The sequence below is a fragment of the Rhodopseudomonas faecalis genome (assembly GCF_003217325.1).
Lineage (GTDB): Bacteria > Pseudomonadota > Alphaproteobacteria > Rhizobiales > Xanthobacteraceae > Rhodopseudomonas > Rhodopseudomonas faecalis.
On the sequence record NZ_QJTI01000017.1, the window covers coordinates 29,968 to 44,436 of the forward strand.

9 protein-coding genes and 3 pseudogenes are annotated in these 14,469 nt (G+C 55.6%); 3 read left to right on the forward strand and 9 right to left on the reverse strand.

Annotated features, from left to right (window positions below; all coding sequences use genetic code 11):
* Positions 1–99: 99 nt before the first annotated feature.
* The 6 genes and pseudogenes from BJ122_RS19910 to BJ122_RS13460 form a co-directional block, all read right to left on the reverse strand.
* Positions 100–446 (reverse strand): annotated as a pseudogene (locus BJ122_RS19910) (integrase core domain-containing protein); the annotation flags it as partial.
* Between the two features lie 88 nt (positions 447–534).
* Positions 535–708: pseudogene (locus tag BJ122_RS19915) on the reverse strand (transposase); the annotation flags it as partial.
* Between the two features lie 283 nt (positions 709–991).
* Complete coding sequence (locus tag BJ122_RS13445) at positions 992–2,809, reverse strand: coiled-coil domain-containing protein (RefSeq protein WP_146227193.1); 1,818 nt, start codon at positions 2,807–2,809, stop codon at positions 992–994.
* 56 nt (positions 2,810–2,865) lie between these two features.
* Complete coding sequence (locus BJ122_RS13450) at positions 2,866–3,354, reverse strand: ABC-three component system middle component 2 (protein ID WP_110781552.1); 489 nt, start codon at positions 3,352–3,354, stop codon at positions 2,866–2,868.
* A complete protein-coding gene (locus tag BJ122_RS13455; protein WP_110781553.1) occupies positions 3,351–4,364 on the reverse strand; it encodes an ABC-three component system protein in 1,014 nt (337 codons plus the stop codon). The genes BJ122_RS13450 and BJ122_RS13455 overlap by 4 nt, the downstream gene beginning before the upstream one ends.
* 438 nt (positions 4,365–4,802) lie before the next feature.
* Positions 4,803–5,467 (reverse strand): annotated as a pseudogene (locus tag BJ122_RS13460) (transposase); the annotation flags it as partial.
* Positions 5,468–5,835: 368 nt separating this feature from the next.
* On the opposite strand from BJ122_RS13460, the gene BJ122_RS13465 reads away from it, so the two are divergent.
* Positions 5,836–6,411 carry a metallophosphoesterase gene (locus BJ122_RS13465; RefSeq protein ID WP_210205457.1) on the forward strand — a complete coding sequence of 192 codons (576 nt, stop codon included), beginning with the start codon at positions 5,836–5,838 and terminating at the stop codon, positions 6,409–6,411.
* A 69-nt stretch (positions 6,412–6,480) separates the two neighbouring features.
* Positions 6,481–6,918: a hypothetical protein gene (locus BJ122_RS13470; protein ID WP_110781555.1), complete on the forward strand. Its 438-nt coding sequence runs from the start codon at positions 6,481–6,483 to the stop codon at positions 6,916–6,918.
* Here the strand turns inward: BJ122_RS13470 and BJ122_RS13475 are convergent.
* The 3 genes from BJ122_RS13475 to BJ122_RS13485 form a co-directional block, all read right to left on the reverse strand.
* Positions 6,915–7,913 carry an IS1595 family transposase gene (locus tag BJ122_RS13475; protein WP_110781556.1) on the reverse strand — a complete coding sequence of 333 codons (999 nt, stop codon included), beginning with the start codon at positions 7,911–7,913 and terminating at the stop codon, positions 6,915–6,917. The two genes, BJ122_RS13470 and BJ122_RS13475, sit on opposite strands and share 4 nt — an antisense overlap.
* A gap of 317 nt (positions 7,914–8,230) precedes the next feature.
* Positions 8,231–10,174: an AAA family ATPase gene (locus BJ122_RS13480; RefSeq protein ID WP_110781557.1), complete on the reverse strand. Its 1,944-nt coding sequence runs from the start codon at positions 10,172–10,174 to the stop codon at positions 8,231–8,233.
* A gap of 365 nt (positions 10,175–10,539) precedes the next feature.
* Entirely contained in the window at positions 10,540–12,666 is a 2,127-nt protein-coding gene (locus BJ122_RS13485; protein ID WP_210205458.1) for an ATP-binding protein, read from the reverse strand.
* A gap of 420 nt (positions 12,667–13,086) precedes the next feature.
* On the opposite strand from BJ122_RS13485, the gene BJ122_RS19035 reads away from it, so the two are divergent.
* Positions 13,087–13,725, forward strand: coding sequence for a hypothetical protein (locus BJ122_RS19035; protein WP_146227195.1), 639 nt, complete (start codon positions 13,087–13,089; stop codon positions 13,723–13,725).
* The last annotated feature ends 744 nt before the right edge of the window (positions 13,726–14,469 follow it).

Here is a 14,469-nt window from a genome sequence, read left to right on the forward strand (position 1 = left end):
ATTCAGATAGGGCAGCTTCGGTTAGCTGAATGAGAAGCTGGAATCATTCTGGCATTGGGTAGCAAACGGCACCAAACCAATATCCCGCCCGACTTTGACCTATAGCCCCCAAGTCTTATGCAGCGGCGAGTTCGCTCCTGGCTGTTGAGCCGCCCTGATGGGGCGGTGGAGCGGCGGGAGGTGGTGCGGATGGAGGGTGATGGCGAAGGAAGGTGTTTGCCATCCGAGTTTCGAGTGGGGGCGAGCGTATAGTCGGGGCGCCAACACCCGAGGATAATGCGGGCCTGGGCCAGTGACGTAAACAGCGTCTCGTTCAGCAATTCATCCCGGAGCCGGCCGTTGAAACTCTCGATGAAGACGTTTTGCGTGGGTTTGCCGGTGCGATGTAATGCCAATCGACGTGCGCTATCGGCCCATGCCAGGATAGCGTTGCTGGTCAGTTCGCTCCTTCAGGGCTGCATTGTCCAGCATGGCGTCAGCCAACAAACAGCCGCTCCATTCGCGTATTCTGTCCTCCAGCGCCTTCAGCCGCTAGGCCTCCGACACGTCCATTCCGCGAATTTCGCCTTCCACCTGTAAATGTTGCCCACCTGTAAATGCCGCGTCGTTCACGCCGCGCTTGCGGCACAGATGGGCGACCGGAACGCCAGCCTCGTGCTCCTTCAAAATCCCAATGATCTGCTCTTCCGAAAAGCGGTTGCGCTTCATGATCAGGTCCTCATCTTGGGCCGAGCGAATTAAGCCCAAGGGGCAACGACATTGATATTGATCAGGCCGAAGCCGTAAGATGTCGAAGAACTTCAAATAATTTAGCACGATCGCCGATATCGAGGGAACTATGCAGACTTCTGGCCGGAACGCGCCCACTGCCAGCGCGCATGCTCTCGATGGAGAGAGTTGCCTGGGAGTGCTTGGGCAACGAGATGTGAGAGACACCCTCACTTTCAATGAACTAGGCCTGAAACAGACCTTTTTGAGACAGCGGCCGTGTTCACAGAGGTGGAAAGAGGCCTTGACGATAGACGCCATTCTGCCCGGAAAAGACTTCGATCCGGGCGAGCTTCTCAGTGCCAGAAGGAGGATCGGCGTTTTCGATCACTATGAATTGGCCGAGATCTGAGATTGAAGCCAGGTGTTCGTAGAATTTGCGATCAAGTGAGGTTTGGCTAACGGCAAGCTCGTCGGCGGCCAACTCACCATGCTTCTCGTACATGATCGGCTTTCGGTATGTGACAAGTGGTGAATCCAAGAAGATGAAGCCGGGATGTGGCAAAGACTTCCTGCGGCAATAAATCAAAACGGCCACCTTCAGCGCGGAGTGAAAGATTGCCTTCACACCCTTGCCATTCGTCTTACGGGCCCAGCCGTTGACCTCAATGTCGTCTGATACGGGGTCCCATCGGACTGCTTCTACAAATGGAAACTCCCATTTCTGAAGCACTTCTTTGACGATCATGCTGAGCTCATGCCCGATGTTCGAGGCGATCCCCATTGGTACCTCTTCGTCCCGCCTGACCGTACTCCTTGCCTTCCGAACCTCGTCCAATTGCCGTTGCAGGGCATCACGTTGTGCGACGGCGTTCTCGCGAAATCGCCCCCCATCCGCGCGTGACAACGTGGCAAGGTATTGCTGACGAAGTGAAGCCTCCTTTGGAGAATTATGGAGAATGCCTACGTCCGTTTGCGCAAGCGCGGCATTTAGGCGTTCTTCGCGCGCCCGCAGCCCATCCAAACGCGCGGATAGCGAAATGATTAACTCGCGAAGATCGCGACTGTCTCGATCGATCTTCGCCATTTCGATAACGGCTGCCTGATGTTGTCTCTCGAGGTCTTCAGGCTCATGGGAGGTATGCTGATGACTTGGTTCAGCACCACAAAGCGGGCACGGTTGATCGTCGAACCGCCGAAGCAGGAATCCTCCCTCCTCGATCGCCTCCAATCGCCGTATGTCAGAACGGAAAATATCTTCAAGATCATTGTAGCGAACAATTGTTGTGTCGAGCTCGCTCGCTTCAGCCCGAAGGGAGTCCAAGTCATTCATGGTTTGTCGACGCTGAAGACGCAGTCGATCAAGGTTCATCTGGTGCTCGGCTATCTGACGTCCAAGCGATTCCAGCGCTTCTTTGTCCGCGTCGGAAAACTCGGGGGTATCGGCGAGCCTTTCAACCTTCGCATTTGCATCCCTCAGCATGCCTTCGAGGAGCTCGATCTTGCCTGCTTTTGATGCCCTAGCCTCCTGCGGCGTCGCTGTCCGAGCAATCGATGAGTCGTCGCAACCAGTGAGGATAAAACGAAACGAATTCTTGTCGGTGCCGGGCTTGGAACGTTTGCTCTGCTTGAGTGGGCTGTCCTCCCCAAGCATGCGCCCCTCGTTCACCAAGACATACGGAATGAAATTTCTGAACGTGAAGGTTTCGGGAGTACCGGATTTGTTGGAAGCGATTTTAGCGACGCCGATTCCGATGTGATCAAGAAGCCTCTCTGAAAGCGAACCAGCGCCTTTGCGGCCCTTGCCATGGATCTGATGCAGCGTTTCTGCCTTGACGCCTTCGATGGCCCCCTCGTTCTGCACGCCCTCATACCAGTCGACACCACCTCCGCGAATGGAGCGCCGAATTGTGACCGTGCGCCCCTGAGGCAAGAGACGGAACGACAAAAAGACGTTCTCGTAATCTTGAGATTCTTTAACTCCTGGGAAGTCGTCGCCGCTTCCGGTGACGAAATCGACCGCCTTCAGAACAAATGATTTTCCGGCATTGGATCCGCCATATAGCAAGTTGAGCCCGCTAGCGAAGTCAAGCGCAGCCACAGGCTTACCCGCTCCAGTGAAACTCAGACGCAGTATCACAATGGATCGTGGTACTGTCATTCGCTCGCTCCCGGCGCTTCGCGCTCTTGAAACTCAATTGACCAACGTTCGATGAGGCAGCGCAGCCCTTTAAGAAATGAACTGTTTTCTGCGCATTGCTCGCGAAGCCACTCAGAACGTTTCACCAGTTCTCGGTTATAGGTCGTGCGGAGGAGGTCTACGAATGCTGGCGCGTCATCCCCTGCTCGGAAGACTATGCCTCGTTCATGATCGGCCACGACCTCAATAAGGCGGATTCTTTGAAGTAACTGGATGCCATCATCTATACGGCGTCGGCGGATATGATATTCGCTGAAGCTCGATGGACCAGTGGGGTGGATATCGGACGGCCCGCCTGCTTGCGACGTGTGAACGACGAAATAATCCAGCAAGCCCAATTCATCCCTATCCAAATCGATCGACCGGAATGCATTCAGGATGACGAGCGCGCGCATCCCCGTTTCGAGGACGCCGTTGAACAAATCTGCTTGGGTCGAAGATTTCATTTTTCCTTCCACCAAGGCATTATCCCTTCGTTGGCAAACACGTGACAAGTGCCTTGCCGAACAAGAGTGGTCACTCGCGAGTGCCTATCAAACAGGCCGCCTACGTTTGCCGCGCCGGCGGCGGTCATGATGGAGCGAACGCGATCGAGACCCGCCTTCGACTTGTAGATATCTGAAACAGTCGCCAACATGTTCTCGCGATAATCGTCCACGTTTTTACTGTCGAGTTTCACGCGGAAATGTCGCTCGAATTCGACAGCGTCGAAATATCGTCGCCGATGAAGCTGAAAGTCACCGCCGTGATCGGGGTGAGACAGCACTGACGTCACGTCCGGATACATCTGACCATCGTGCTCGGAATAAACGTTGCGTAGCTGTTCGCCGTAATGTTCAGACAACGGATCGACAACAGAAGGAACGATCCCTCGCGGAGCCTCTCCGGGATCGTCTCCGAAAGTCTTAGCTGCAGCGTACGTTACGTTGGGAAGCGTCAAGATCTTTCCATGCTCCCATGACTCGACGTTCGAGAAGTCGAATGCATCGATCTTCGATTGAATATCTTGATCAAGCGGAATCGTGACGCCTTTGGCAATCTTCGTTGCGCAGAGAGAGTCCCACTCATGAACTAAACGTCGCTTTAGTTCACTTTTCCGGTCGAGAAGATCGCGGGCGGGCTGTGCGAAATTGTTCGGCACCACGAACACATATTTCGATGGTAAGATGAAGTGACCACGCGAGCTGTAGTAGAACAGCTTGCCAAGCTCTTCGAAGATGTATGACGCTCCAAGCGGCCTGCGATATTGCTTGCATTGAAAGTTGTGCCAATCCCCCTCGTGGCGGCTCTTTGTCAAGAATCCGACGACGTCCCGACCCATGTCTCCTGAGCCGCCGTACCGGTCATGATCAACGTACTTTTCGGTTTCGAGCGAAACCAAATGGTGGATGAAGATTTCAAGATCGTTAGCGGTGGCCGACAGCAGACGGCGGCTGAATTTTTCGTCCTGGGGCATGGAAGGATTGAGGCTTCCTTTAAGGATATGCCGAGCATCGAAAGGCGATTTGTCACAAAGGTGTTCTCTAAAACATAATATCGGAGCGTTAAAGAGGATGCCGCCTCGCGAACGGATGACAGTCAACGGTCCGCATCGCGAGATTTGCGTCAATCTCGTCATTGAGAAGAAGACAATTACGTAAGAGCTGCCCGTGGGTCAGGCAGTGGCTGTACGTTGGCAGTCGCCGAGCAAGGAATGCTCCGACTTCTGTGATCGTTGTCCGGAATTGCCGCGATGGACTGGCATCTGAAATGCCCGCCTTCCGTTCGTTTTCAATGCTACGACATCAGTCTTGCGCACCCCATAAGACTGCACTTCATCCCAAATGAACGTCACGGCGCCCCATAAGACCGTCGTGCTCTCTGCCACGCACAGAACCCCGGAACGGTACCGTAGGGTGCAGTCGTAGACCACAGTCAGAGTGCGGAAGCGTCGACCATCGGTCATCTGATCCGACACGAAGTCGAGCGACCAGCGATCATTCGGGAGCACCGGCACAGTCATAGGTGCTCGTGTGCCGAGGGCCCGTTTGCGGCCACCCCTGCGACGCACTGTGAGCTTCTCCTCACGGTACAGCCGGAACAGCTTCTTGTGATTGACGTGGTAGCCCTCACGCTTGAGCATGACGTGGAGGCGCCGATAGCCAAAGCGCCGGCGCTCATGGGCGATCGCCCTCATACGTTGGCGCAGCCCGGCATCATCGCTCCGGCTCGTCTGATATCTGACTGTCATGCGGCAGCAGCCGATGGCTTTACACGCCCGCCGTTCGCTCATCCCGTGAATGCCAACGAGATGCGCGACAGCTTTCCGCTTGGCCGCGGGCGTCACCAGTTCTTTCCCAGAAGATCCTTCAGGGCTGCATTGTCCAGCATGGCGTCCGCCAGCAGCCGCTTGAGCCGCGTGTTCTCGTCCTCCAGCGCCTTCAGCCGCTTGGCCTCCGACACGTCCATTCCACCGAATTTGGCCTTCCACTTGTAAATGCTGGCGTCGCTGACGCCGCGCTTGCGGCACAGATCGGCGACCGGAACGCCAGCCTCGTGCTCCTTCAGAATCCCGATGATCTACTCTTCCGAAAAGCGACTGCGCTTCATGCTCTGATCCTCGTTAGGGCCAGAACGAACTTCAAACTGGATTAAGCACGAGGGACAAGGTCAGGAGGCATGAGATGCGGAGAATCTGCCCTGCCAGCGAGGACAGACACTGCCGGATTAAACGGCTCTCGGGGCGCGGTTGTGCTTGAGGTCGGCAATGACCGCTCGCCAGTCCGCCGCGGGCATCTCGTGCCCTGTATGGCTCTCCGGAACTCCTTTCCGACGTGCTTCGGCGGCCAGCCTCTCCATTTGCTTTGGTGTGGGCATACGCCAGCTTGCAGGTCGATCAGACATGGCGCACAAGAACGTACCATGAACATGGAGTCTAACCTGAAGAGGTGGCGAAGCTGGTGGGAGCCAGGCTCCGCGGCCACCGCTTTCTCAATGCAAAGCTTTCCGCAGCAATTGCTGCGCAAGGTTTTCCCCAAGACCTCCCATCTGCTCCGGATCGAACAATGAATCTGCTGAATCTACCATCGACGGTATGCGCGATAGGCGACGTACACGGGCGCGCTGACCTGCTTAGGCTCCTGATCGACTTTCTCGATGACCAGTCAGCCCGAGCCCCGCAGCCCCCTCGCGTCTACTTCTTAGGAGACATCGTTGATCGTGGGCCTGACAGTCGCCAAGCAATGGAAATCGTTTGCGAGACGCTCCGACGCTGGCCCGAAAGTCGCTTCGTCATGGGCAACCACGACTGGCTATTTCGAGACGGTTTGACGTCGCAATTGCTGGTTCACGATTGGCTTGAACGCGGGGCGATCAACACCCTCGCCTCATACCTAGGTGACTCGGATTCATACACCTTCGACGATCTCTGGCTCATCAAAGATCGATATCCCGAACATCTCCGTATTCTTCAGTCCGCATCCCTAATCGAACGCATTGGCAAATATGCATTCATTCGGCATTAGGTAGCAAACGCCACCAGACCAACATCCCGTCCGACTTCATAATAGCCCCATCTATAATTGGGGTTTTCGATGGACGTTGTTCGCGAACTGCGCCGCAAGCAGGATGATTTGAAGGCTGATCGAAAGGCGCTTGTCGAGCAGATCGCGGAGATCGACAGGAAGATTGCCGCCGTCGATGCAGTTATTCAGATTTACGAGCCTGGACATTCGCCTCGGAAGGCTGCCGCTCAACGTGGCAGGAAGGGCGGGCAGTTCCTCGGGGGATTGTTCGCCGAGGACAATTTCTCCGCCCGAATCCTCAACACGCTCCGTTTGGCGCAAACGCCGATTTCAACGCACGAATGCGCCATTCGCGTTGCTCAGCAAAAGGACATCGCTGAGGACGATCCTCGCATGTCCGAGATCGCTGGTCGGGTGTCGATCCAATTGTCCGGCCTCGCGAAGCGAAATCGTGTCGAGCAGATTAAGGGAGATGGACGGGCCTATCTATGGCGGGTTGCTGCCTAGCCCGTCCACACAAGATCGTCCGGCTTGTTTCCTTGCCAGTATCCGCAGAGATTACGAGACGTTGGATGCGCCAAGGCCCGCTTCAGCATCTCGAGAACGTGCCCTCCATTGCCGACACGCCGGCGATCTTCACGCCAGGCCAGTTCGGCTGCGTACCAGTCGAGGTACTTCATCGAGAACCGGTGATGAATCCCGCGATACGAGCGCCGGACACGAGAGAAGAACGACTCGATGATGTTGGTCGAGACGCCGAAGCCGTGCTGGTAGGCCTCCGAATGGTTCACCCGGGTGAGCGGGTTAAGGCCGCAGAGTTCGTCATACGCTAGATGTTCGTCGGCATAGACGTGAGCCTTGCGGCTGACGTGCGCCCGGACCATGTCCCAGGCGCAATCAGAGTTCTCGGACGGGGTGACGCGGGTGAGCGTCTGCCCAGTCAGGCGACGTTCTCGGACAGCCATGACGACAAGGCGCTTCGGCGACTGAATCTTGCGTCGGTCCTCCCGATCCTCCTTACGATTCTCGGGTCTGATGTGACCGGCCAGGTACATGCCGTCGATCTCGACTTGACCATCGAGCTGCATCTGCTCACGTCGAGCTGCCAACGCCTCTCTCAGCTTCATCAGGTTGTGCCATGCGGTCTTCGTCTGGACTCCAAGCTCTCGGGCGACCTGCAGCGCAGCCTTGCCTTTTGCGGCATTGGCCGACATGGCGATGACCGCCAGAATCTGCCGAAACTTCAGCTTCCGGCTGGCGAAGATGGTGCCGCTGGTGACCGTGAATTCTTTACGACATTCCGCGAACGAGCACTTGAAGCGGCCACCACGCTTCAACGTGTAACACCGCACGTTGCCACACTCGGGACAGGTCGGTTCGCCATTGGTCAGAGGCCAGCGGGCTCGCTTGAACCAACGGTACGCCCCAGGTTCGGTCATTCGCATGACCTTTTGGAGCGGCAGATCGCGAGCTTCTTTCGAGAGGAGGAAATGCTGTCCCATCAGCACCTCCCCCGAGAGGAAACGAGATGGTCACCGTATGGACCAGCCCCCGACCATGGTCGTCAGAGCCGCACCGATAAAATGGAGATTGGAAAACATGGGATACCTCGTTCTGGATGCACATCGCAGTGATCTGCGTGGCGAACGACGGTGTCCGATCAGACGATCCCGAACATAGCCGGGAGACGTGCAATGCGGATTGTCCGCTCGCCACGCAGGGCTATGTGAGAACGATAGGTCATGGCGGCCTCTTAGCCGGGACACCTGATCAGATCCAGGCCGAACGGCAGTCAACGTGAGCGAGATGCTCACGTGGCTTAATCAATTTTAGCCTTAGTTTCGATAACCAGCTTGAATCGAGGTTGACGCAAGAGGATTTCCCGGACCTCATCTCCGGAAAGCGGTCGCTCCATCAAGCATTCTGCAAGTCGTTCAACTGCCTCAAGCTGAGATCCAATAATGCGCCGCGCGACATCGAGCTGTTTGGCGAGAATAGCTTCGACGCGCATCCGTAACTCGCGATTGGATTGAAGGCTGGCCAGCAGGTCAGCCTCTTCTCGAGACGAAAGATAGGTCAGGTGTTCTCCCAGACCCACGCTTGCTTCCATCAAGGTCGCTTTGACTGTGGCGAGATGGAGATCGGTGCCAGGACTGCCTCCGGCTCCATCCGAGCGACATCCGAAGAAGAGATCTTCGGCGGCAATGCCTGCCAGCAAGACGGCGATGTCTGCAAGATACGTATCATGCGTGCAATCATAGGAAGTGATCGGTCGCGCTCGTACGCCGCCGGCAATGCCGGACTTGCCGACTTCAACATGCGCAGCGATAGCGGCCACCAGGACCATATCGAAGCCAAATTCGGTGATGACCGCGGCATGTCCAGCTTCGTGGATGGCCGCTCGCCAACGGGAGTTATCTGGAATCTCGATCAGCTCAGGAAGCGACGCCAAGACGTCGTCGACAACCATCTGGCGTCGCTCTCGTCTGGCCCGTCGGCGGGCCTCGCGAACGAAGCGCTCAAGGTCGGCGCTGCTGGCACCACTGGTTCTCCCAACGATCGAGGATAAAGCGACATCGGCGAGCGCGCCTCTCAGATGCCATCTCAGGATGCCGTCACGGCTGGATTCGTCGGGCAACGGAATCTCGATGGTTCGATCAAGACGACCTGAACGGATCAATGCCTTGTCGATGCGGGACGGGTGGTTGCAGGCGCCGATTACGACTACACCTTCACGAGAATCAGCTCCATCGATGCATTCCAATAGTGCGTTGACGACTTCTGTGGAGTATTGGGCATTGTGGTCCCCAAATCGCTCTCGATCACCGACTGCATCAATCTCGTCCAGAAACAGAATACTCGGCGCTTTGTTTTTGGCTTCATCAAATGCTGCACGCATGGCCTTCAGGAGGTCGCCGAGATGCCCTTTGGCCTGCCACCTCGCAATACTGCCCATGATCAGCGGAACGCCGCAGGTCTTTGCCAAAGCCTTGGCATAGGTCGTCTTGCCCGTACCCGGGACGCCATGCAGCAGAACGCCACGATCGACATCGCTCCAAGGTAACATCCCATCTGCCCACGCTTTCAAGTCGACAGCCAGTTCATGGCCCCAACTGCCTGCCTCGCCGAGGCCATGCATCTCGCTGAGGGATGGCACCGTGGACTTATCGGCCCCCGTGTTTAATTTCAGTTGCGCCGTTTTCAGCCTCTGCAAGCGCTCCAGCGTTTGCCGAACGGATCGGCCCCGGCGAATGGCCTGACCGATCATGGAGGCCGGAGCCTGCATCATCAGATCGAGTGCCGAGGGCTCAGGCACCTGCCCCAGCGTGAGCCGACAAGACGCCTCCAAATGACTTCGTGTTGGCCTTTCCATGACGACGACTGTGTCGGCTGCGGCAATGATCGGCTCCGGAGTGAACTGGACGCTTTCTGCAATCACCAGAAGGCGAGATCTTCGTAGGGCCGAATTCAATTCCGATTCACCGAGGATCGGTCGTGATCCGGTCCTGCGCATTTTGGTGAGGTTCAAAACCTCGTAGCTACTTTCTCGAACAAATAGGTCTGCGGCGTCGCTGACGTCGGCCGACGTCAATCCCTCCGCGATCATGACCACGACAATCGACGGTAATCCCCGACGAACGTGATATTCGTTTCGAAGTGCGCGAGCGAGACAACAATACGCAAGGAACAGGGCCGCGTTGGCTTTGAAGGTCTTCAGAAGGCTGGATTGATGGCGTGAAAGGCTAGCAGATGGCTTGGGCATAGCGAAAACCGATGCGTTGGAAGCACACCGCACGGCGGTGCAGGCATCGGATGGAACGGCTGATTGCGGGGTGCACGACTATGAGGACGCCGCAGCGTCTAAGATCAACTCGAATTCGAATTATCAGTCGCTAAAGGGGCTTTCACCGCCCGCTGAATCGTCATCGTCCCACCCGCGTTCGGGCGATTCGTGAGCGATCAGCGTATGAAGCGGTGGAATTTCATGACGAGAACGTATAGAGAACATCTGCGCTCCCGTCAACCGTTTTCGAACTCGAATGTCCTGAACCGCTTGCCAGAGCCGTTGACCCTAAGCGGGATCTTTCGACATCGCCGAATCCGATTTTCTAGTCGACCCGCATTACGTCACGACTCTGCCGGATCGAATACCTGTTCCGGCTCCCCCTCGGAAACCTTTGGAGCCTCGATGAGCTTCGGCCTTGACCTGCTCAAACCTGCAGCGCGTAAAGTCGCCCTGTTTCGCATCCATGCGTCGTTCACAAGGTCTTGCCATTGGATAACTTCAATCGATCCTCGATACTGGTTCTTCAGTGGCCGAATGCGGCCTTGGCCATTTGCCGTTGTCTCCCAATTCGACAGCTGTTGCTTCAAGTCCCCAACGATATCAGCGATGACATAGCAGTAGAACACGCAATCGTCCGCCACCCGGATACGGCTGCGGTCGAATGATTCAAGTTCACCGCCGCGTAGTTGACCGAGGTACTTCACTATTTGTGCTTCTATTTGATCATCGGCTTCTTTGTAGTCTTCCCGCCCGGGTCTCTTGAATTCGACTATCATCATCGTCCGCAGCGGTTCAGATGTGTCTACGGAGTCGCCCTCGGTCACACCCAAGCCATATGCTAGATTCCATACTAATAGGTCCGGCCGTTCCGCTGATCCACCACTGGCCATAATCGCGTCGAGCCGCTTGTCGGAGGAGAACGCCCTTGTGAACGCTAATCGTTCGTCCACAATCCAGAGTTCATGAGCACGGTTCTTTACCTCCGTGGAATCATCGCCACGTATCCCCATTGGACAGATGAATGAGTGTAACGTCTTCTCAAGATAGTGATCGTCGTCCTTATCTTTCCGGGAGCGAAGACGTTTGATCAGCTTCTCTAAAAGCTCTAGAGCAAGTTTTCGACGAACGACGTGCTGAGCGAGAGCCAGTTGCTCAGACGATTGTATACCCCTGGCAGCATCGCTGACCGTCTTGTCGAAATTCGCAGGGATGTCCTGCAGATCCAACGTATCGATTAGCGACTGCAATGCTCGTTGTCGCTCTTCTTCCCGCCTAATCTGATACTTCACCAAGCCCGCGGCAAAATCTTCTGCAGTTGTTGCATGAAATGGGACTCGTTGCAGTTGCGTTTCGTCATCGTCGAAGCCAAAAGTCGGATATCGCGTCACAAATGACTGGTAGTTCTCTTTTCGTTTTTCGACATAGGCCGAAACTTGTGCTGGAAGAAGTTTCGTTCGGACCTGCTCCATGCAGCCGCGACTGATCTCGTTGAGCGTCTTCTCAGGTAGATTGAATGCGGTACGCCCCTCGTTCACTCGCAGGTCCAAGTATTCGCCTGAAACGCAGCCGTGAAATACGAGGTCGTTCTTTGCATCGCGTGTAAGGTCCGTCACGCCGAGCAGTCCATCGACCTTGCGCGTCTCGACGGTCCGGCCATTTGCGAGTAGGTGAAGCTGATGCTTCCCGTCAAGGCCAGTGCTGGCCTCAGCCTTACACGTGAATCCGACGATGGATAGCGTTCCAAAATCCTTCAACTCAAAATGGCCGGTTTCTAACGGCGAGCCGACTGTGAGTTCGGCCACCGCATTGGGGAAGGTGGTAATATCACCTTCGAGATCGACGATGATTGTGGGGCCTACGCCCAATAGGAAGTCTGAGATGAAGTGCGCACTGAAATACCGAAGAAACGTGTCGGCTCGCTTCGGGAACGTGTCCGCATACTCTTTCGTTCTTATTCCACAGAACGTGATCGTGGTGCCGGTCGAAAGGCCAGTTGCTAGCTCGTCTGCCCGCGTTGGCTTAACTTGATCCTCGTGTTCCAAAACGAAGGAGAAACCACGTCGGAACCGCCCTGTTGGATCGTCGTAGACGCTCTCAACGACGATCGACTTGAAGGCATCCAACCAGAACAGCCGACCAACGCCTTTGCCGCCCTTGACGCGCTTGAAATCCGTGTCGACTTCGCAAAATGCGTCGTAACGACTAGCATCGAGACCTATCCCGGTGTCCGCCACGACGATCTCAATCTTGTCAGAGTCGGAGAGCGACTTGACGCGTATCGAGATCTTTCCTTTGGCGACATCTGTGCCCAGCAGATCTTCTATCGCGTACATCGAATTGCTGACAGCCTCGAAAAGTGGCTGTAGCGCCTGAGCAGCATTTGAAGGTTTCGGCAGCTTCCTAATACGGTTTTCGATGTTTTGAGTAAGCGTCGCCACGATGAAATCCCGAAAGGTGTCAACGGGCACCATGACTAGCCGACGTTGCGTTGTAAATGGGCGACGATGGACTTTCGCTGATCGCGTTTCTGACACCGCGAATCATGTGAACTCAAAGAGGCGTCTTTCTGACCGTAGGGTCTTCTGCTCCGCCGCAGACCGAAGTTCGATCTTGGGCGTGTGGCGGACTTTGGCGTGAATTCACGTGTTTAGTCGCCACGAAGATCACAAGACGAATATATCTCACCTTTTCAGGAGGTTACGGGCTTCAGTGGCGTTCACGGACTAGCGGTCCGGTTGCCGTCGGTCCGACTCCTTGCTACTATCATTTTTGGCTTGCCACCTTCGACCTGTCGCCGGGTCAAACGGCCCCTTAACAATCATCCCGGTCCTTTCGGATATGGGCATCTGGCGTAATCGGCGAACCGTTGCCCTAACCGAGGATCGAAGATGAAGTTGTCCATTGGAATTTCCGACGTTGAAGCAATGAAGGCAGACCTGCGGGCTGTACTCCCTGACGTCAAATCATCCCATCGTACCGAAGCCTTTGCCCGAGGACTCGGTTGGCGTACAAACGCAGCAATGCGTGTTGAACTGGCGTCTGGCCCCGTCTCAGTCGCTCCTGATGATGATGCGTTCTTCGGATATCTTAGCGAACACTCGTTCGAGGCACCGAATGGTTGCTTGACTAGGATTCTGGCAAAGTCTGGAATCCGCCATGCGATGGCGCTTGAACCAACATTGACGCATTTCGGATACGGCATCTTCCGTGACCGTAGTCAGTCCCCCGAAGTTCGAAAGGCCAAGTTCGCAGAGAATCGTGCGGCAATGCTCGAGGAGTACGCTGTCGAGGAATTCATTCGCGCGGTCGACTATCTATCCCGATTTGGGAAGCGTAAGACCATCAATCGTAATTCCAATAGCTACGGCTTGAAGCACCAGGCGGAACGATTTGCGAAGGGTTATGTCGCGAACGGCATGCTGATCGCGGCCGGTCTTGCACTGGGGTATACTGTCAGACCGACCGACCCGGGCTCCCCAAATGCATTCTTTAACATCACTTCCAAGCCTGCAGGAAAGAGGACCTAAACGGTCGTGACATTCGGACGCTAGGTGAAAGATCGGGTGAAACTGACCGGGTCTTCAGCTGGCGTCCATTCCATGCCTCCCAGAAAACCGGTCAAGAACCTGCGATGAAGGTGGCTATATGTGTAACTCGGTACGTTATGCCGGTCGCGAGTATCAATCGCCGCGCGAACTCGCCCAGCTTGTTGGAGGCGTGGACCATCTCGTTTGGTTAGACAATCGACCTGGCGAAATGAATAGCTGCCTGTGTCCGGTCGACTTGGAAGCAACGCTTGGACATGCGGGATTTCGCTGGGAGCGCGGCGCTGATCCCATGGAGTGGACAGCGTTCAAGGGCACCTAGGCCGACAAGATTGCAAGGTGTTGGATGGAGGCATTGTTCTGAGGCGATAGATAATCTTTCGATATATCAATGCGTTAAACGGGTTTTGGTGGCGGTTGCTACCTAATGCCGCATTCATTCATGCTGGAATCGACCCTTGCCGTCCGATTGACAAGCAAGATTTGAAGGTTTCTCCTCCAAATCAGGGGGCCATTCTTAGATCATGTAGGACCGCTGTCGCACGTTGTCGTCCATGGTCACTCTCCATTGACGCCACCCCAGCCTGTTGTAACTGAAAACCGGATCTCGATAGACACCGGCGCCGTCAAATCTGGCGTCTTGACGATGGCTCTCATCGACACGAACAGCGACCGTATTCAGTTCTATTCAACTGATCACAGGGGAAGTGTGAATCAGGTCGATCC